Annotated in this window: 19 protein-coding genes; 10 read left to right on the top strand and 9 right to left on the bottom strand. The window is 62.8% G+C overall.

Annotated features, from left to right (window positions below):
• Window positions 1-102: 102 nt before the first annotated feature.
• Both XI04_RS20710 and XI04_RS20705 read right to left on the bottom strand, forming a co-directional pair.
• Window positions 103-867 carry an IS5 family transposase gene (locus XI04_RS20710; RefSeq protein WP_014498598.1) on the bottom strand — a complete coding sequence of 255 codons (765 nt, stop codon included), beginning with the start codon at window positions 865-867 and terminating at the stop codon, window positions 103-105.
• 303 nt (window positions 868-1,170) lie between these two features.
• Window positions 1,171-1,755, bottom strand: a complete 585-nt coding sequence (locus XI04_RS20705) for a DUF308 domain-containing protein (protein ID WP_009734588.1) — start codon at window positions 1,753-1,755, stop codon at window positions 1,171-1,173.
• A gap of 264 nt (window positions 1,756-2,019) precedes the next feature.
• On the opposite strand from XI04_RS20705, the gene XI04_RS20700 reads away from it, so the two are divergent.
• The 6 genes from XI04_RS20700 to XI04_RS20675 all read left to right on the top strand — a co-directional run bounded on the left by XI04_RS20700 (window position 2,020) and on the right by XI04_RS20675 (window position 6,471).
• A complete protein-coding gene (locus XI04_RS20700) occupies window positions 2,020-2,628 on the top strand; it encodes a TetR/AcrR family transcriptional regulator (RefSeq protein WP_212452494.1) in 609 nt (202 codons plus the stop codon).
• Between the two features lie 132 nt (window positions 2,629-2,760).
• Window positions 2,761-3,435, top strand: a complete 675-nt coding sequence (locus XI04_RS20695; protein WP_271609485.1) for a L,D-transpeptidase — start codon at window positions 2,761-2,763, stop codon at window positions 3,433-3,435.
• Between the two features lie 104 nt (window positions 3,436-3,539).
• On the top strand, window positions 3,540-4,418 hold the full coding sequence (locus tag XI04_RS20690) for an oxidoreductase (RefSeq protein WP_212452491.1): 879 nt from the start codon (window positions 3,540-3,542) through the stop codon (window positions 4,416-4,418).
• Window positions 4,415-5,263 (top strand): alpha/beta fold hydrolase, encoded by an 849-nt coding sequence (locus XI04_RS20685; RefSeq protein ID WP_011090907.1) that lies wholly within the window; start codon window positions 4,415-4,417, stop codon window positions 5,261-5,263. The genes XI04_RS20690 and XI04_RS20685 overlap by 4 nt, the downstream gene beginning before the upstream one ends.
• A 105-nt stretch (window positions 5,264-5,368) precedes the next feature.
• A complete protein-coding gene (locus tag XI04_RS20680; protein WP_026192141.1) occupies window positions 5,369-5,899 on the top strand; it encodes a VOC family protein in 531 nt (176 codons plus the stop codon).
• Between the two features lie 146 nt (window positions 5,900-6,045).
• Window positions 6,046-6,471: a hypothetical protein gene (locus tag XI04_RS20675; protein ID WP_223153792.1), complete on the top strand. Its 426-nt coding sequence runs from the start codon at window positions 6,046-6,048 to the stop codon at window positions 6,469-6,471.
• Between the two features lie 239 nt (window positions 6,472-6,710).
• Here XI04_RS20675 and XI04_RS20670 read toward each other — a convergent pair whose 3' ends face one another.
• Window positions 6,711-8,087 carry an aminotransferase-like domain-containing protein gene (locus tag XI04_RS20670; RefSeq protein ID WP_370155430.1) on the bottom strand — a complete coding sequence of 459 codons (1,377 nt, stop codon included), beginning with the start codon at window positions 8,085-8,087 and terminating at the stop codon, window positions 6,711-6,713.
• Between the two features lie 163 nt (window positions 8,088-8,250).
• On the opposite strand from XI04_RS20670, the gene XI04_RS20665 reads away from it, so the two are divergent.
• Window positions 8,251-9,111 (top strand): DMT family transporter, encoded by an 861-nt coding sequence (locus XI04_RS20665; RefSeq protein ID WP_271609483.1) that lies wholly within the window; start codon window positions 8,251-8,253, stop codon window positions 9,109-9,111.
• 10 nt (window positions 9,112-9,121) lie between these two features.
• Here XI04_RS20665 and XI04_RS20660 read toward each other — a convergent pair whose 3' ends face one another.
• Together XI04_RS20660 and XI04_RS20655 are read right to left on the bottom strand one after the other, a co-directional pair.
• Window positions 9,122-10,336 carry an EAL domain-containing response regulator gene (locus tag XI04_RS20660; protein ID WP_028139179.1) on the bottom strand — a complete coding sequence of 405 codons (1,215 nt, stop codon included), beginning with the start codon at window positions 10,334-10,336 and terminating at the stop codon, window positions 9,122-9,124.
• 806 nt (window positions 10,337-11,142) lie between these two features.
• On the bottom strand, window positions 11,143-12,306 hold the full coding sequence (locus XI04_RS20655; RefSeq protein ID WP_212477672.1) for a hypothetical protein: 1,164 nt from the start codon (window positions 12,304-12,306) through the stop codon (window positions 11,143-11,145).
• Window positions 12,307-12,642: 336 nt separating this feature from the next.
• Here XI04_RS20655 and XI04_RS20650 point away from each other — a divergent pair, with 336 nt between their 5' ends.
• Window positions 12,643-13,266 (top strand): helix-turn-helix domain-containing protein, encoded by a 624-nt coding sequence (locus tag XI04_RS20650; protein WP_028139177.1) that lies wholly within the window; start codon window positions 12,643-12,645, stop codon window positions 13,264-13,266.
• Between the two features lie 82 nt (window positions 13,267-13,348).
• On the opposite strand, the gene XI04_RS20645 is transcribed toward XI04_RS20650, so the two are convergent.
• From XI04_RS20645 to XI04_RS20630, 4 genes are all read right to left on the bottom strand, one after another.
• The gene (locus tag XI04_RS20645; protein WP_038949373.1) at window positions 13,349-13,597 is read right to left on the bottom strand and encodes a hypothetical protein; all 249 of its coding nucleotides are present in this window, start codon (window positions 13,595-13,597) and stop codon (window positions 13,349-13,351) included.
• Between the two features lie 99 nt (window positions 13,598-13,696).
• On the bottom strand, window positions 13,697-14,074 hold the full coding sequence (locus XI04_RS20640; protein ID WP_028139175.1) for an Hpt domain-containing protein: 378 nt from the start codon (window positions 14,072-14,074) through the stop codon (window positions 13,697-13,699).
• A 156-nt stretch (window positions 14,075-14,230) separates the two neighbouring features.
• Window positions 14,231-14,929, bottom strand: coding sequence for a Crp/Fnr family transcriptional regulator (locus XI04_RS20635; protein ID WP_038949375.1), 699 nt, complete (start codon window positions 14,927-14,929; stop codon window positions 14,231-14,233).
• Between the two features lie 188 nt (window positions 14,930-15,117).
• Window positions 15,118-15,828 carry a Crp/Fnr family transcriptional regulator gene (locus tag XI04_RS20630; protein WP_271609482.1) on the bottom strand — a complete coding sequence of 237 codons (711 nt, stop codon included), beginning with the start codon at window positions 15,826-15,828 and terminating at the stop codon, window positions 15,118-15,120.
• A 434-nt stretch (window positions 15,829-16,262) separates the two neighbouring features.
• On the opposite strand from XI04_RS20630, the gene XI04_RS20625 reads away from it, so the two are divergent.
• Window positions 16,263-16,745 carry a response regulator gene (locus tag XI04_RS20625; protein ID WP_038949377.1) on the top strand — a complete coding sequence of 161 codons (483 nt, stop codon included), beginning with the start codon at window positions 16,263-16,265 and terminating at the stop codon, window positions 16,743-16,745.
• Window positions 16,746-17,172: 427 nt separating this feature from the next.
• Window positions 17,173-17,717 (top strand): Hpt domain-containing protein (locus XI04_RS20620; RefSeq protein ID WP_271623755.1); only part of this gene is annotated, 545 nt, incomplete at its 3' end.

Raw genomic sequence — 17,717 nt, 5'->3', positions numbered from 1 at the left:
CGGATCGACGGCCGGCAAAACAATTTTCACTCGCAGCTTAAACCAGCAGAACTATGCTGCAACTTCTTTCCGTCCAATTAGCATCGGCCTTGCACAGTTTGGCTAGGGCGCGGACTCATAACGAGCGGCGAGCCATAGCCGGATAGATGCAAGTTGGATGAAGGCAAGGTAGTTTCCAGCAAGCCTGTCGTAGCGCGTCGCCACCCGACGGCATTGTTTGATCCTGTTGAAGAACCGCTCGACGCGGTTGCGGGCGCGGTAGAGATACGGGCTGAAGCAGATCGGATCGGTCCGATTGCTTTTCGGCGGGATATTGGCCCATGCGCCCTTTTTCATGGCAAGCTCCCTGATCCAGTCAGCGTCGTAGCCGCGGTCGGCGAGCAGCATTGATCCGGATCTCAAACGAGAGAGCAGTTTACCGGCAAGTCGAACGTCGTGCGCCTCGCCAGGACTCAACGCAAGTTGTACCGGTAGACCATTGCTGTCGACCACCGCGTGGATTTTGCTCGTCAGACCGCCGCGTGACCTTCCCATCGATTGACGCCAGTTTCTTGTGATGCAGGCCCCATGTTGATGTACGCGAACAATGGAAGTGTCGATCATCTGCACGGCAGCATCATGGGCGCCGGCCAGTGCGCTCATGAGCTTGGCCCACACGCCGGCCCGTCGCCAGCGAACGAATCGATTGTAGCAAGTGGTGTACGGACCGAAGTTTTCTGGCAGGTCGCGCCATGGCGCTCCGGATCGCAAGACCCAGAAGATGCCGTTGAGGACACGACGGTCATTCACCCGCGGCACGCCGCGCGACTTATTCGGCAACATCGGCTTAATGACGGACCACTCATAGTCCGTGAGTTCGTAGCGCATGATTCGGCCCCTTCCGTTGTGTGGCTTGAATCATGGCTCGGCTGTCGGGCTCAACTGGTCGCTATGCACTCGAAAGCCGACCGATTATGCTCACCTTGAGTTTTGTCGTTCCTGACCCAAAGCAGATCTGAGGCGTTGCGCCGAGCCCCGCGAAGTAGCCAACGTGGTGATCTTTCTCGATAGGACGGCGCCAGCGCGATGGCTGGGCCGTCCTGACGGCTGATGCGGGGACCATCAATCGGCTAACCGGCGGTATCGAAGACAGCTGCCGGTCCTTCATGATGAAGGTCCGTCAAACGTGTGCTACGCAGTGGTTTGCACAGAAGAGCGACGCAAGCCGGTGCTCCATAGCCAAACGGCCGAAACCATAAAGTAGAAGGCACCGAACGCGGCGTAGCCGGCAACGTCACTAATCCCGACATTGGTAACAACCCCCGCCCGGTAGACGAAGAAGCACCCCGCCAGCGCCGACTGTGCGCCGCTGAGGATCATCGCCCATTGTGCGCCGGCCGATCCCCAGCGGCCCACGCCGGTCGCAAGCTGAAGAAGCCCCGCGACGACCGCCCATGCCCCGAAGATCAAAAGCACGGCATTCATGCTCCGCGTCAGCGCGATGGTGACCGCTATTGCAGTAATAATGCTAATGATGACATTGACCATCTGGCTCTTGCTCGAAGCAAGCCCACTGCTGCGTTGCGCGTCGAGATAGTTGGCGAGGGCATCCCACAAGGGATAGGCAACCAGCAGGATGGCCGCGAGATGGGAACGGTCTCTGGCGATCGTCAAGGCCGCAACCGCCCATAGAGCCGCGACGGCAGAGCGAATGAAATAGTAGCGCTTGAGCCAGGCATTGGCTTTCGGAGAAGGACGTGTAGTGCTGAGCGTCATGTGGTCTCTTCCTGGATGGCAGTTACCCGTCCGCCTGGTCATTATGTTTTCACGCCACGGCGTAGCAGAGGGGAAGCATCATGATTGTCGTTTCGCCTCCTTTGCGAGGCGGCGTCGGACAGGATGTAACCAACTACGAGGCGATGCCGGGAGCCGTTACTGAGGCCGAACGAAAATTTTGGACGGTCCCCACAGCCTGAGCAACGCAGGCCTGCATATAAATCGACTATTGCAATTAGGAACCGTTTGGTTTATATTGCCCGTATGATGACCATCAATACCAAACTTCCTGTGGGACGCCCCCGTGAATTCGATCTCGACGAGGCGGTGAGGCGAGCGATGCAAATCTTTTGGGATCGTGGGTTTCACGACGCATCGTTGCCTGATCTGCTTGCCGGAATGCAGCTTTCGAAGGGCAGCTTCTACAAGGCTTTCGGTGACAAGAAATCTGTCTTCCTGCGCGCCCTCGAGTTCTACACGGACGATGGCGTACGAAACGTCCAGGAGGTTTTGCGATCAGACCCCTCGCCGAAGGCGGCAATCCGCAACGCGTTGGTGCGGTATGCGGATTTGTCGTCTGGGAAAAAAGGGGTGCGCGGTTGTTTCGGTGTGTTGACGGCTGCCGAGATGTTGCCGGGAGATCCCGACATCGCAGAGGTGATCAAGCGTCTTTTCTCCAGGCTTCAAGCCCTGTTCGCTGCAACGATCGCGAAAGGACAGGCCGCCGGCGAAATCGCCAATAGGTCCGATCCTGAAGTCATCGCGCACTTTATCGTCTCACATGCACAAGGCATGCGGGTGCTTGGTAAAGTTGGATCACGCCGCGACGAGATGCTGAAAGATGCCGATCTCCTGATGGAGATGCTTTTTTAAAAGCAAAATTAGGAACCAATTGGTTCCTATTGCAGTTGTGCCGATGGCACGCTTGGCTTTCCTGGGAGCTTCAATGTTCGGATATCAGCAACAGAGTCACCGATTGGACTGCGGCGAAGGTTACGGTTCGATATGAGGAACTCAGATGCCAGGCGCTCTGTGCGGTTCTCGGTATTCGGTGCAATGGCGATCGTTCTCTCGGGTTGTGCCAGTCGCAGCGGCCTCGTCGAGGCCGATATCATCAGCACGCCGAGTGAGTACGCGCAACTCGTCGACGGAGTTTACACCTTACCAGCCGTCGACATATCCCGCGTCGATCCGGCGATGTTGCGCCAGCGCGTGGACTATACGACGAATGAGCCTGTCGGGACGATTGTCATCGATACGGCTGCTCATCAGCTCTATCTTGTCGAGGGCGACGGAAAGGCCATGCGCTACGGCATTGGCGTTGGCAAGGATGGTCTCGCTTTCGCAGGCACCGCGACCATTAGGCGAAAGGCGGAATGGCCGCATTGGACTCCGACCAAGAACATGATGAATCGGGAGCCTGCGCGCTATGGCCATCTCGCCAGCGGAATGGCCGGCGGGCTTGGCAATCCCCTCGGACCACGCGCGCTGTACCTCTTTCAGGGCGAACGGGACACGATGTTCCGCATTCATGGGACGACCGAGCCGGAGACAATCGGTCGCGCCGTTTCGAGCGGATGCATTCGACTCATCAACCAAGACATCATCGATCTCTATAGCCGGGTCAAGATCGGCAGCCGCGTCGTCGTCATCCAGGGCGGCCGAGCGGTGAGTTCTTGAGCATGGCCTCTGATCGCAGAGAGTCGGTCGGCCTTGGCCGATATCACGGGTCGCAATAGCGGCGAACGATTTGCATCGTCTGATAACAACTCGGAGAAGAAAGCATGAAGACTTGGCTCATCACAGGCTGCTCAAGCGGCTTCGGCCAGCGGCTCGCGCTCGCGGCGGCGGAGCGCGGCGATCAGGTCGTCGCGACGGCCCGCAGTGTCAAGACGATCGAGGATATGGCCGAGCCTTTCGACGGCCGCATGATCACCGTGCCACTGGACGTGACCGATGCGGCGGCAGCCAAGGCCGCGGTCGCAAAAGCGGTCGAGACCTTCGGCGGGTTCGACGTGCTCGTCAACAATGCCGGATACGGACTGCATGGCGCGATTGAGGAGGGGACGTCTGACGAATACCGGCCGATGTTCGAGGTAAACCTCTTCGGTTTGATCGAAACCACCAGAGCCGCCCTGCCCGTCATGCGGCGCTCGGGCGGAGCGATCGTCAATATGTCGTCCGTCGCCGGCATCTCGGGCGGCGGAGGCGGCGGTTACTACAACGCCGCCAAGTTCGCCGTGGAAGGGATTTCCGAAGCGCTCGCCAGCGAGTTGAAGCCGTTCGGCATCCGAGTGCTGATCGTGGAGCCTGGGCCGTTTCGCACCGATTTCCTCGGCCGTTCGATCACAGTCGCCGCCAACGAGATGCCGGAATATGCCGGGACCTCGCGCAGGCACTATCGCGAAACCAATAACGGCAATCAGGCGGGCGACCCCGACAAGGCGATCGCAGTGATCCTGCGCGCCGTCGACGACGACGACGCCCCGCTTCACCTGCCGCTCGGCCCGGTCGCGCATGCTGCCGCCGAGCGAAAGCTGGCTGCCTTCCGCAGCGATATCGACGCCTGGCACGACATCACGATCGCTACCGATTTCGACCCGCCCGGAACGCGGGTCGCGAGCTCCGATCGAACGTCAACATCGACGGGACAGCGACCATGATCGCGACTCTGAAGGGTTTTGCCCAACAGCTGGTGCCGGTGAACGGCATCAAGATCAACGCCGTCACGGGCGGCTCAGGCCCGTCGATTCTTCTGCTGCATGGCTGGCCGGAAACATGGTGGGAATGGCACCATGTGATGCCGCAACTGGCCGCGCATTTCAGCGTGGTCGCGATCGATCTGCGCGGCGCCGGCTTTTCCGACTGTCCGCTCGGCGGCTACGACAAGGCGACAATGGCGCGCGACGCGCACGAAGTGATGGCTGCCCTTGGCCATCAACGCTACGCAGTGTGCGGCCATGATATCGGCGGAATGGTGGCCTTGCCGCTGGCTGCTGTCTATCGAGAGGCCGTAACCCACCTGGCCGTTCTGGACGTTCCGCTTCCCGGCTGGAGCGGATGGGAGGCGACGATCGCAACGCTCTGGCACTTTGGTTTCCACATGAGCCGGGATCTCCCCGAGCGCCTGATCCATGGCCGTGAATACGACTATGTTTCGAGCTTCATGGCCGAGCGGTTCTACGATCACAGCAGCTTCGATCCGGCGGATGTCGAGATCTACGCCAAAGCAATGGCGCTCCCCGGCCGCACCCGCGGCGGCATGGAATGGTATCGCACCCTCGCCGCCGACCACGCAGCGGCGCTTGAGTACAAGAAGCAACCGCTCGAGATCCCGGTGCTGGCTCTCGGCGGGGATCATCGCTTTGGTCCGCATATGGTGCCGATGGTCGAGGAATTCGCCAGCAACGTAACGGGCGGCTCGATCGCCCGCTGTAGCCACTATGTCGCGGACGAGCGGCCGGATGCAGTCGCAGCCGCTCTGATCGAGTTCATCGGAGCCCATTGAAACTCGGCGCCCGTGTCGTTGTGGGCCGGAGAAATCGCGACACTGCGGCAACAGAGCCCCGCACTCATCACGATCGATCAATTCAATCAGAAAGGACAACCCGTCATGACCACACCTATCATCCGCGGCGTCAACCATATCGGCATCACGGTGCCCGACATAGAAGCCGCGAAATCGTTCCTGGTGCAAGCTTTCGGCGGCCAGGTGATCTATCAGTCCTTCGGGCCGCAGGATCCGCCGCGGCAAGGCCCCGAATTCGAGCGGGCCGTCGGAGCGTTCCCGGGAACGGTCGTGCGTGGACAGGCGATGGTCAAGATCGGCACCGGACCCGACATCGAGCTGTTCGAAATGCACGGCCCCCAACAAGCCCAGCCGATCCGAGCGAGCGACTTCGGCATCACGCATTTCGGTGTCTACACCGACGACATCGACGCCTCGGTCACGCGCTTCGAAAAGGCCGGAGGCACACGCCTCACCGCGCCGCGCGCGATTCCTTACGCAACCGAGAAAGGTCTTGGAAACAAGGTCTGTTACTGCCGAATGCCATGGGGCACCACGATGGAATTCATCACCACGCCAGATCGCATGCCTTACCACGACCAGACGGCCTTGCGGAGGTGGCAAGACGAGGATTGAGATGAGCGGGACGGCGCCGGCTCGCGCCGTCGACATGCAGGTTGCACGGCACCGGCTGGGCGCTCGGTCCTCCGCGCGTCTTTTCGAAACAGAGTCCAAGCCGCCGTCTCATCCTCGATATGTGCCCGAATCGGCGGGGCAGCGCGATGCCGGACGATTCACACGGTTCGCGTAAACCGGGCAAGGGCCGTCCGGCGGCCGACATACATATCGATCGCAATCATAAACAGCGGACGCGCGCTGAATGCGAAGGTTCTGTAGAAAGTCGTCTGATGGCAAATGCAACAATGGTCGTGACCTGCAGCGGCGGCACATACTTCGATCGCGACTATTATGTCGACGTGCATCTACCGTTGGCGCTCGCATGCTGGCAGAAGCATGGCCTCGAAAGCGCCGCCGCCTTCTTCCCTCGAGACGTCAATTCGGTAGATGTTTCCGTCGGGTTTTATCGGTTTCGCGATGAGGCTTCGCTTCACGCTGCGCTTGCATCCGCCGACACCGACGCAATTATGGACGATGTCCCCCGATTTACTGACGCCAACGTTACCCGAATGATCGGAGCCCCGCTCTGACGGGCGGATGTCGCGATGCATCCCGTTAACTCGTCAATTCCGACTGGCAGGATCATACGCCTTACCAGTGGACGAAATTCCTGACATTGACGCCGGTCGCGGCCAAGCGTCGACCCATCTCGGAAGTCCGACAATGTCCGCTTTCGCGCCGTTGTTGGGGGACAAGCGGACATAGGTGCGCCTACTCTCAGCGGCAGAGTTTATGAGTACGCACCCTAATTCCGTTGTTGCGACGGGTATCAGGCGCCATGGTTTCGGGCGTGTTTTTTCAATGCTCGCCGCAGCACGTCCCACATGCGGGGATCGTTCATTTGCGCCACGTTGAAGCGCATGAAGTGATGTGACGTCTGCGACACGCTGAACACGTTGCCCGGCGCGAGCACGACATCGTCCTCAAGCGCGGCGCGCGCGACCTGCGCGGCGTCCTGTCCGCCTGTGAGCCGGCACCAGAGGAAGAATCCGCCGCGTGGCATCAGCCATGGCTCCAGCCCCAACGCCTGAAGTTTTCGCGCGACGTCGCGGCGCGTCCGCGTCAGCTTTTGCCGGAGCTCGTCCATGTGCTTGCGATAGCTGCCGCCGGCTAGCACCTTTGCGATGATCTCGGTCGCGGCCGGGCTCGGGCCGCCAAAGCTGGTTGCGACTTGGAGGTCGACGAGATGCTCGATCCAGTCGGCGCGCGCGGCGATGTAGCCTGAGCGTACCGAGGCCGACAGCGTCTTGGAGAAGCTGCCGATGCGGATCACGCGGGTGAGCCCGTCGAGCGCCGCTAGGCGCGGCGAGCGCTCCGGCTCGAAATCGCCAAAGATGTCATCCTCGATGATGGTGAGGTCGTGCGCGGCGGCCACAGTCAGAAGCCGGTGCGCGGTTGCAAGCGACATCGTCGCGCCGGTCGGATTGTGCAGCGCTGAATTGGTGACGTAGAGCCTGGGACGTTCGGCACCGAGGATCTGCTCGAAGCAGGTGACATCAGGGCCCGACGGCGTATAGGGCACGCCGACGATCCTGGCCTGATGCGCCCGCAGCAGCGCACGGAAATTGAAGTAGCAGGGATCGTCGACCAGCACCGTGTCGCCGGGACGGAGCAGGAAGCGGCAGACGAGGTCGGCGCCTTGCGTGCCCGAGCCCGTCAGCATGAGCTGATCGACCGACGCGGGAATCGAATCCTCGGCAAGGCGCGCGAGCAGCAGCCGGCGCAGCGAAAGGCCGCCGCGCGTGCTGCCATAGTCCGTCAAGAGATCCGCATCGGTCCGCGCAAGGGCACGGACGGCGCGGCGCAAGGCCGCTTCCGGCATCCACTCCGCCGGCAGCCAGCCGCAGCCGGGCTTCGACACGGCGGCGTCGGCATCGAGCGATTGCCTGGAGACCCAGAACGGATCGACCTCCCGGTCGCGCCGCGGCCCGGCCTCGGTCAGCGCAAGCGGCGGCATGATGGTCGGCGAGACATAAAAGCCGGAGCCGCGACGGGCGCGGATCAGGCCTTCGGCTGCGAGGCGATCATAGGCTTCGACGACGGTTGACGGCGACACGCCCATCGTGGCGGCCAGGCTGCGGACCGATGGCAGGCGGTCGCCGGCACTGAGCGCGCGGCCGGCGACCTTGGCGCGGATCGCGCTCATCACGTCAATGGTCCGCGTGCCCCCGCGTCCCTTCGATGACGCTCCGATGTCCAAGGTGTATCACCTTCCATACCCATACAGATTTGCCGGATTGTACTGGATTGTGACTGGTCGTGCCACCGCCGGCAGCCGAGTATCGCGGCTCGGGAAAGGCGGAACGGACATGCAATCTGTGGGAAGCGGCTGGGGCAACGGCCTGCTCGGCGTCATCATCTTCAGCGGCTCGCTGCCGGCGACGCGCGTCGCGGTCGGCGGTTTCTCCGCGCTGTTCCTGACATCGGCCCGCGCGGTCATCGCGGCGCTGATCGGTGTGGCCGTGCTCGGCGTGCTGCGGCAGGCCCGGCCGCAGCGGGGGGATTTCGCCTCTCTCACCATCGTCGCCATCGGCGTCGTGGTCGGCTTCCCGCTGCTGACGGCGCTCGCGCTCCAGCACATCACCTCGGCCCGTTCGATCGTCTTCATCGGCTTGTTGCCGCTCTCCACCGCGGTCTTCGCCGTGCTGCGTGGCGGCGAGCGGCCGCGGCCCTTGTTCTGGCTGTTCGCGATCCTCGGCAGCGCCACGGTGGCCGGCTTTGCCTTGTCGAATGGCGGTTCGGCCTCGCTCACCGGCGATCTCCTGATGGTGGCTGCGATCGTGCTGTGCGGCCTCGGCTATGCCGAAGGCGCCGCATTGTCGCGCCGGCTCGGCGGCTGGCAGGTGATCTCCTGGGCGCTCCTGCTCGCGCTGCCGCTGATGGTGCCGGTCGCGGTTCTGACCTGGCCGGCGAGCTGGAGCGGCGTCAGCGTGCCCGCCTGGATCGGGCTCGCTTACGTCTCGATCTTCAGCATGTTCGTCGGCTTCATCTTCTGGTACCGCGGCCTTGCGATCGGCGGCATTGCGCGTGTCGGCCAGTTGCAGCAGCTCCAGCCGTTCTTCGGTCTCGCGCTCGCCGGCCTGCTGCTGCACGAGCCCGTCGCCTGGAGCATGATCGCGGCGACCGCGCTCGTTGTCGCCTGCGTCTTCTTCGCACGCCGGTTTGCGTGAGGCTTGTGCCTCACGCCTGCCCCATCACTGTCTTCGTCAGCGCGCCCTTTGCAAACTTCTTCAGCGGCATCGGCTTGCCGAACAGGAAGCCCTGCACGAGATCGAAGCCGAGCTCGTTGGCGGCGACGAGGTCGGCGCGGCTTTCGACCCCCTGGGCCACGCTGCGCGCGCCAAAGCCCTGCGCGAGCTCGACGATGTGTCGGCACACCGTGCGCTTCAACCGGTCACTGCCGCTGCCGGTGACGAATTGCCGGTCGGCCTTCAGCTTGACGAAGGGGACTTTGTCCCGCTCCATCAGCGCCGGCCAGTTGGCGCCGAGATTGTCGATCGACAGGCCGATATTGTGTAGCCCGACCTCGCGCGCGACCTCGGTCAGGAGATCGAGATCGCGGATCGCCTCCTCGCTGTCGATCTCGACCGTCAGCCCGCCGAAGGCCGGATGCGTCGGCACGCGGCGGCAGAGATCGCGCACCGCCTGCGGCTCCTTAAGATAGGACGCGGGCAGGTTGATCGAGAGATCGACCGGGGTCTGCTGCTCCAGCAGATAATGCCAGTCCCGTATCGCGCGCTCGATCACGAATTCGGAGAGGTCGCGCAGATGCGGATCGCGCTCTTCGGGAATGAAGTAAGCCGGCGGCACCACGCCCCAGGTCGGATGCCGCATCCGTACCAGCGCCTCGGCGCCGCTGCGGATCAGCGTGCGCGCGTCGATCTTGGGCTGGTACCAGAGCTCGAGCCAGCCGGCATGAAGGGCCTCGCCGACATGCACGGCGGGACTCGGCGCGGGCTCTTCCGGCAGCAGCATGGCGATGCGCTCGCGCAGCGTTTCCGCCGCAAAGGGCGTGGTCAATGGCGGCAGCATGGCAAGGCCATATTCCTCGCCGACCTGCCGCACGGCCTTGACGATGATCGACTCGCGGGCGCCGACGGCGAGAACCTTGCCGGCGAATGCCTCGCGCACCAGTATTTCGAGGAATCTCCCCGGCTCGATGCCGTCGGCGGCGACGCCGAGCAGGATCAGGTCCGGCAATTCGGTGGCGAGCACGGTTTGCAGCTCGTCCGAGCTGGCGCATTCGCTGGTGACGAAGCCGAGATCCTCCAGCACCTCGCTGAGGAAGGCGCGCAGATGCCGCTTGCTGTCGGCCACGCAGGCGCGCGGCGTTACCTTTCGTCGTCCGAAGGTCACAGGCCTTCGTCCGACGAGTTCAACCATCCCATCGTTCATCAACACCACTCCCGTTCCGTGACGGTTTCTTAAACGCCGAGCGTGGGTTCAAATAAGGAGAGCTTCACATCGTTCTTGAATTATCTGAGTAACGTTAAGCCCTGCAATTCGAGCTAATTTGTCGACAGACTCTTCGCAAAGAACTCGCATACCCGAGCACCACGCGCGCAACGCCTGCCAGCGCACGCGAAATGTCTCTCGCGCGATCTGAGCTGCGTCCTGTTCGCCGACGGATGGAAGCGAGCGACGCAGATGTGTGCCCTTTCGAAGCAACGACGCGACCAGCGGAGATTAATTTCCGGCGTTTCTTCGGGGTGTGCGACCGCTCGTTGCGACGAAGACGGTGAACAGGACCGCGTCGTCCGCGGTGGGCGGGCTGCGTTGCGGCGGTCGCTCTCCCCGATGGCTTTGGGTGGATTGGGAGCGTGCGGCGGCGACGTTCGGAGGATTGCATTCGCGCGATGCGCGCAAGTTTCGCTTTCGCTCGTGACGGTTCTGCGACACCGCGTCCGGGCCCACGGCTGCAAATGTGAAGTGCATCACACGCGCATTGCTGCACCTGCGCTATTGCTCCGCACAGCCGGTGGTGGGCTGTCGAGGATTTACGACAATGACGATGCGGCGAATGATGTATTGGTGGTTCAGGATCGTGATGTCAGGGCGATTTCTCGATCGCTTCCTGTGCCTGCCGCGTGCGCATTAAAGCGCGATGCGATCATCGCGCTTTGGGTTATTGTTCAAGCGTGATCTTTTCGGAAAACCGCTGCGCACTTTTCCGGATCATGCTTTAGGCACCTCGCGCGATATCAGGTCTGCCCGATCAATTTGCGAAACGCCGCCGCGCCGTCCTGCACCACGTCGCGGCCCTTCCAGGCCAGATAGGTCAGCTTGCCGCCGAGCGTGTCGTGGCTGCGCAGCCGGCGCGAGCCGAGAATGTGGCCGACATTGGACGGGAAGCGGCTCACCTCGGCCGACACCAGCGCCGCGATCGCGTCCATCAATTGCTGGAGCCGGATTCCCCATTCGCAACCCTCGATGCCGTCGATGCGCACCTTGAGTGCATATTCGGTGTCGTAGATCTCGGCGAGCAGGTCGCGCGCGACCAGCACCCGGTTGTGCCGGAGTGCGATCCGAAGCGCGAGGCGCTTGTCGTCGAGCCGGTCGAGTACCATGGGAATGACGCAGGCATAGGGCGTCGCGGCGACATCGGTGACGCTCTTGCTCGCAGCGGCCTTGGTGGCGAGACGCGCCAATTGCCAGGGCATCGTCAGGCGCCTCGCCACCAGCGCCAGCGCGAAGGGCAGCGCATCGGGATGAGACTTCTTGAAGGCGTCGAGCTGCGCGGTGATCTGGGCAACCCGGCCGTCGTCGAATTTCACGATCTTCTCAGGCAGCTTTTCGTTGAACTTCGGCAGCGCATTGCCCGCACGCAGCACGTGCTGCATCTTCCTGACGTCGTCGAAGGCGGTGCGTGAGGCCGTGTATTGCGCGAGTTTGCCGCGCGCGAATTCGGTGCTCTCGGCCGAGGCAAAGGTGCTCTCGAGGACCTTCACGACCTTGGTCTGGAAGGTCGAGGCGACCTTCAGGACTTCCTTCGGGTTGTTGGCGGCGACCTGGTCGTTGATCGCCTTGATGTAATCGCGTGCCATGGTCGGCAGCAGGTCGCGGCAGATCCACTCCCAGATCGGGGTGAGGGTGTTGCGCGAGATCCGTCCCATATTGGCGTGCTCGGGCGCGCCGTCGATCAGGAGCAACTCGAGCGGCGCGAAGAAATAGCGCGACGGGCTGGTGGCGCGCGCCTGGGTCGATCCGTCCTTGCGAAACTCGGCGCGCAAGCGCGACTGGATGTCGGACGAGCCGGGCATGTCGATGCCGCACAGCTCGAGCCGTTCGAGTTCGCTGAGCAGACAGCTGCGCGACAGCGGCGTCAGCCTCTGCAGGAATTCCGACAGCCGATCGATGTCGTTCATGGCACGCAATCTTTCGCAGCGTTTCCCGCGGGCGTGCGGGCCCAATGCGTGGAGGCATTTGCGCGCTCTCTACTTCCCCTCAGAGAAGCAAGTCGCCGTTAATTAATCCGTAAAACCCGGGGGGCGGCGTCGGGCCAAAGCAGCGGTTAAGGATGATTTCGTCCGTCTGCCCAAGTTTTGGGCGAGAAACTCAACCCTGGCGTGGGCCGGCGCTGCCAAACGCAAGCACAAATTGTGCCGGCGACACCACTTTAACGCAAAACCGACAAAATCACCGTAGTCTTACGGAGCAAAAAGTTAACCACAGACCGCCCCCGGTTCCGCTAAACGAGTGACATGGGGTCACAGAATGATACGGCCACCGATTCGCGGCCGTCGGAATGGTACGAAAGCAGCGCTGCTCCAACTGAAGAGCTCGATTTCGTCCGCCTGAGCGCCGCCCGGGCCAAGGCCGCCGACGAAATGGCTGCTGCCATCGCCCGCGAGCTCAACGGCCCCCTGACTGCCCTGCTGCTCTACATGGGCGAGATCAAGCATCACAGCGATCAACTCGCGCCTGTGACCGGCGACCGCGCCTATTTGCAGCGCGTGGTCGAGAACGCGCTGGCACAAACCGAGCGCGTTTGCGGCCTGGTCAAGCAGCTTGCCGGTCCTCACAAGGGTGGCTTGTCGATCCCCTCCAGCGCCGAGGACGCGGAATCGAAGGCCGTCCGCGCCCAGCAGGCCCAGCGCGTGCCGAGCGCCGAACTCCTCAGCCTGTCGGGTCAGAAGCGGCTGACCAAGCGCGAGCGCGAGGTGCTGAGGCTGATCAGCGAAGGTTATTCGAACAAGCAGGGTGCGCTTCGAATGCAGATCAGCCCGCGCACGTTCGAGAGCCATCGCGCCGAGGCGATGCGCAAGCTCGGTGCGCGCAACACCGCGGATCTCGTCCGCGCGGCGCTGCTGCACTCGATCGACTGAGGCTGGTGTGTTGCAGCGCCGGCGGGCGATGCGGACAAGGCCCCGAGAGATCTTCCGGGACGTCTGAAAAACCCGATCGCGCTCAGAAATAATCTTCGGCGAAGGGACGCGCGCGCGAGACGGGACGCAGCGGCTTGATCTCTTCCTTCGGTCCGTTCGGGATGATCGTGATGGTCCAGCGGGGCGGCATGCTCGATTCATGCTCCAGCACCGAACGCACGAAGCCGGTCACCGTGGACTCGCCAGCCCTCACCGTCGCCATGCGGCCGTTGAACTGAGCAATACGGAAGCGGCGAACCTCTTTCTGGTCCGCGGTCTCGTAGGTGAACATGGAAACCCTCCTGGTTTCCGGCGACTATCGCCACCTATGATTAGCCATCTCTAAAAATCCCAAGCCGTAGAAGTACGGCGGGAATGCACGCGCGTGTGGTTAGCCCTGCGGCTCCTGCGCGCGCGCGGCGGCGTAGGCGGCGTCCATCAGGTCCAGGAGATCGCGGAATTCGCCATCGCCGAGCCTCTCTGCGGACTTCTCCAGTCGCAGCGCCAGCGCCGCGAGCCTGACATAGCCGAACGTTCCGGCCGCGCTCTTCAGCGAATGCGCTTCGCGCGCGATCCTGGCGTGATGCTGCGCCGGCGGGAGCGTGCGAAACAATTGCAGGCGCGCGGAAGTCTCGCTCCAGAATACATCGCGCACTTCGCAGGCACCGTCCTCGCCGATCTCGCGCACCAGCGCTTCGTAAGCGCGCGGCTCGCGCGCAGGCTCGGCATCGAGCGCCTTCTGCGCGGGCGCGACGGTGACTTCAAACATGGGCCTGCTGCCTTGATCACGGGTCATTTGTCGCGCGGCACGTCCCGGCGCGAGGAATGCCCCGTGTCTACGGCATTCGAATTTCAGTTCCGGTAGCAGGACACTAGGTGTTTGCAGGCCGGCATTAGCAGGCAGTTTACCATGCGCGTGCGGCGATCAGCGCGCGCCGAGCAGCCGGTCGTACTGGGCCTTCACGGTGGCGTAGCATTCGCACGCCGTCTGGCGCAGGCCGTCGAGGTTGGTGATCTGGATGTGCCCGCGGCTGTAATGGATGAAATTGGCTTGTTGCAGGGTGTTGGCGACCAGCGACACGCTGTTGCGCCGTGCGCCGATCATCTGCGCCATGGCCTCCTGGGTCAGCAGCAGCCGGTAGTCGCCCGAGAGGTCATGCGTGTGCAACAGGCAGCGCGACAGCCGCGACTCCACCGGATGGGCGGCATTGCAGCCTGCCGTCTGCTGGACCTGGGCGTAGACCGCGAGCCCGTGGCGCGTCAGCAACGTGCGCAGGGTGCTGCTCTGATCGGCGGCGATCCGCAGCCGGTCGAGATCCATCACCGACGCGACGCCCGGAACCAGCACGATGGCGGTGTTCAGCGCGGACGCATCGCCCATGGTCGAGAGCGTCCCGAGCAGGCTGTCTCGGCCGATCATGGCGACTTGCACATGCTCGCCCTTGGCGAGTTTCACCACCAGCGAAATGACGCCGCGGTGGGGAAAATACGCGCGCTTCAGCGCCTCGCCGGTCTCGACCAGCACTGCGTCATGGGGCAGGTCGACTGTTCGCAGGTGCGGGCGGATCGATTCATAGTCGTCTGCCGACAGTGCGGACAGGAAACCGTTGGCTGAGCGCACCATCGTTTCCAAAAGCTGCCTCCCGTTCCCGCGCCATCGAATCGCGATGACGAAATCACGCCCGGCGGCGGGTAAGTTCCATCATGTTCACGCCGGGATATATTGGCAATTGGGACAAGTTGTCCGACCACGGCAGCGGTCCTGCCACGCTGCGTGCATGCCGGCATACAGTCGATTGTGCCGAGCTGTCGTCACGGCACGGTTCCTACCAGGCGGAGGTGGTGGGCTTTCACGGCCGAATAGCAGTCGCAGGACGTCGTCTCCAGCGCCCGCAGATCGAGGATTTCAATCTGGCCGCGGCTGTAGTGAATGATGCCGGCCCGCTGCAGCGCATGCGCGACCAGCGAGACGGCATTGCGCCGTACGCCCAACATCTGCGCCAGCGCCTCCTGGGTCAGCGGCAGGATTTCACTGTCCGAGAGATCGCGGGCACGCAGGAGCCAGCGCGCGAGGCGCGCCTCGACCGGGTGCAGCGTATTGCAGAGCAGCGACTGCTGCGCATGCGCGAGCAAGGCCTGCTCATGGCGGACCATCAGCTGGCGAAACGGCGCGCTTGCGGCAGCGACCGTACGGAAAGCTGCGATTTCCAGCACGGAAGCGGTCCCTGGGAACAGCACGACCGCGTCTGTCGGCGCGATGCCGCCGGCAAGCGCCGCGCCGCCACCGACGACACTGTCGCGGCCCAGCATCGCCACCTCGATCATCTGTCCTTCGGACAGGCCCACCGTGATCGAAACGGATCCGCCATGCGGGAAGTAGACATATCTCAGCGCAGCACCCGCCTCGCACAAGACAGATTTCCTGACCATTTCGACTGTGGCGAGATGCGGACGCAGCAGATCGAGATCTGCCGCGTCGAGCATTTGCAGTAATTGGTTGGACGGGCAGCCGCTCGCAATCATTGAAGGTCAATCCGGCGTGTTCGATGCACGATCGGTGTAAAGCCCGCCCGTCATCCAGTTGCACGGTGACAAAAACATATTGTAAAGGTTGTGGGGCTGTCCATATACCCGTTAGAGGGCAGACAAGGCTGCGGCATTTGCGGCGGAAATAAGAATGGCGCGCTGATTCGCTCATGAGCCTGTGCGCCGGTCCTGCGGGGGTTGCGCAGGAAAAAGCTGCGAGGGGCTTTCATGAGCCGGAAGCATTGCATCCGCGCTGCGATCAGAGGCCGGTCGACCCGCGCAGTGTCGTCCGCTGGACCAGCATTTACAGCCAACCAATATTGCCATGAAGCCTGGCGTCGCGTGGCCGCAGATTTCGCGTCCATCTTCCCCGTGCCGCCAACGACATTCGCGACCGTCCATTTTTTCGATTGAAAGCAAAGGAGAACGGCGTGCCCCACGGTTCAATTATTGAATCGCCAAAACGGGAAACTCAAATGGGGACAGAAGGTCTGCGCCATATTCTCGTTGTCGACGACGACCCGATGGTCTGCATGGCCATCGAGGTCTATCTCCAGCGCAACAATTTTCGGGTAACGATTGCCGAAGGAGGTGAAGCCGGACTGCGCGCGCTCGAACACCAGCAATTCGATCTGATGATCATCGATATCTTTATGCCGCACATGCGCGGCTTCGAATCGATCCGGCTCTTTCACGAGCGGGCGCCGGTCATTCCGCTGATCGCGATGTCCGGCTACGCCTTTGCAAATCTGAATTCGCCTGCACCCGATTTCCTCCGGATGGCGCTCGAGCTCGGTGCCGCACGCTGTCTGCGCAAGCCGTTCACGCCGCACGCGCTGCTCGCCGCCATCAACGATTGCCTGGCGGAGCACCGTCCCGACGGCGACATCGCCTCGGCCGCGCGATTGGGTTAGCGCGGCGCGGGCGGCTATGGCCACGGGGTAACGGTTCGTTTACCGCGTCCGCGGACCACGCAGATCGCGCCGCCAATGCGAACTGAGGGGCGCGACTGCGCCTCTGGTTGCGGACGGCGCGGTTCGATGTCCCGCAGGCCGCCCCTATCGTCCTTCATGAGCAGGATTTTCCGGCGCGCTTCGCCCGCTGTTATCGGCCCGTTTACCTCACGCGTCCCCACCGTCGCGGCGCGGAGCCGGTTTTGCCGAAAGGCGCAGCCGCATGCGGGCGAACCGCAAACTTCTCTTCAATATCCGTATTAGGACGGAGGATGAAATTAACGGGACTGTGAAAAGGGATGTCTAACGATCGAGAATAGGGCTTCCGTCCGTGCCAAAGGTGGCGCAGGCGCCGAAGTCCAGGGGTCAGGTCAGTAAGGCGTAGCTCATGGATGATCTGTTGCGGGAGTTTTTGACGGAGACCAGCGAGAGCCTGGACACCGTCGACAACCAGTTGGTGAAGTTCGAACAGGAGCCGAACAACGCCAAGATCCTGGATAACATCTTCCGCCTGGTCCACACCATCAAGGGCACCTGCGGCTTCCTCGGATTGCCGCGGCTCGAAGCGCTGGCGCATGCCGGCGAAACGTTGATGGGCAAATTCCGCGACGGCATGCCGGTGAAGGCCGAAGCGGTGACGGTGATCCTGTCCTCGATCGACCGCATCAAGGAAATCCTCGCCGGCCTCGAGGCGACCGAAGCCGAGCCCGAGGGGACCGACCGCGATCTCATCGACAAGCTGGAAGCGATGGTCGAGCAGGGCATGGCCGCTATGGCCGCGGGCGCTGCCGCAGCTCCCGTTGCCGAAGCCCCGCCGCTGGTGCCGGAAGCCCCGGTTGCCGCTGCTGCGCCGGCAAACCTGACCACGGGTTCGCTGATCGACCAGACCCTGGAGCGCCCGCTGCGTCCGGGCGAAGTCTCGCTCGACGAGCT

Source organism: Bradyrhizobium sp. CCBAU 11430, assembly GCF_028128855.1.
Taxonomy (GTDB): Bacteria; Pseudomonadota; Alphaproteobacteria; order Rhizobiales; family Xanthobacteraceae; genus Bradyrhizobium; species Bradyrhizobium ottawaense.
The sequence above is the reverse complement of the archived record's forward strand: the minus strand, read 5'-3'. Positions and strand labels throughout refer to the sequence as shown.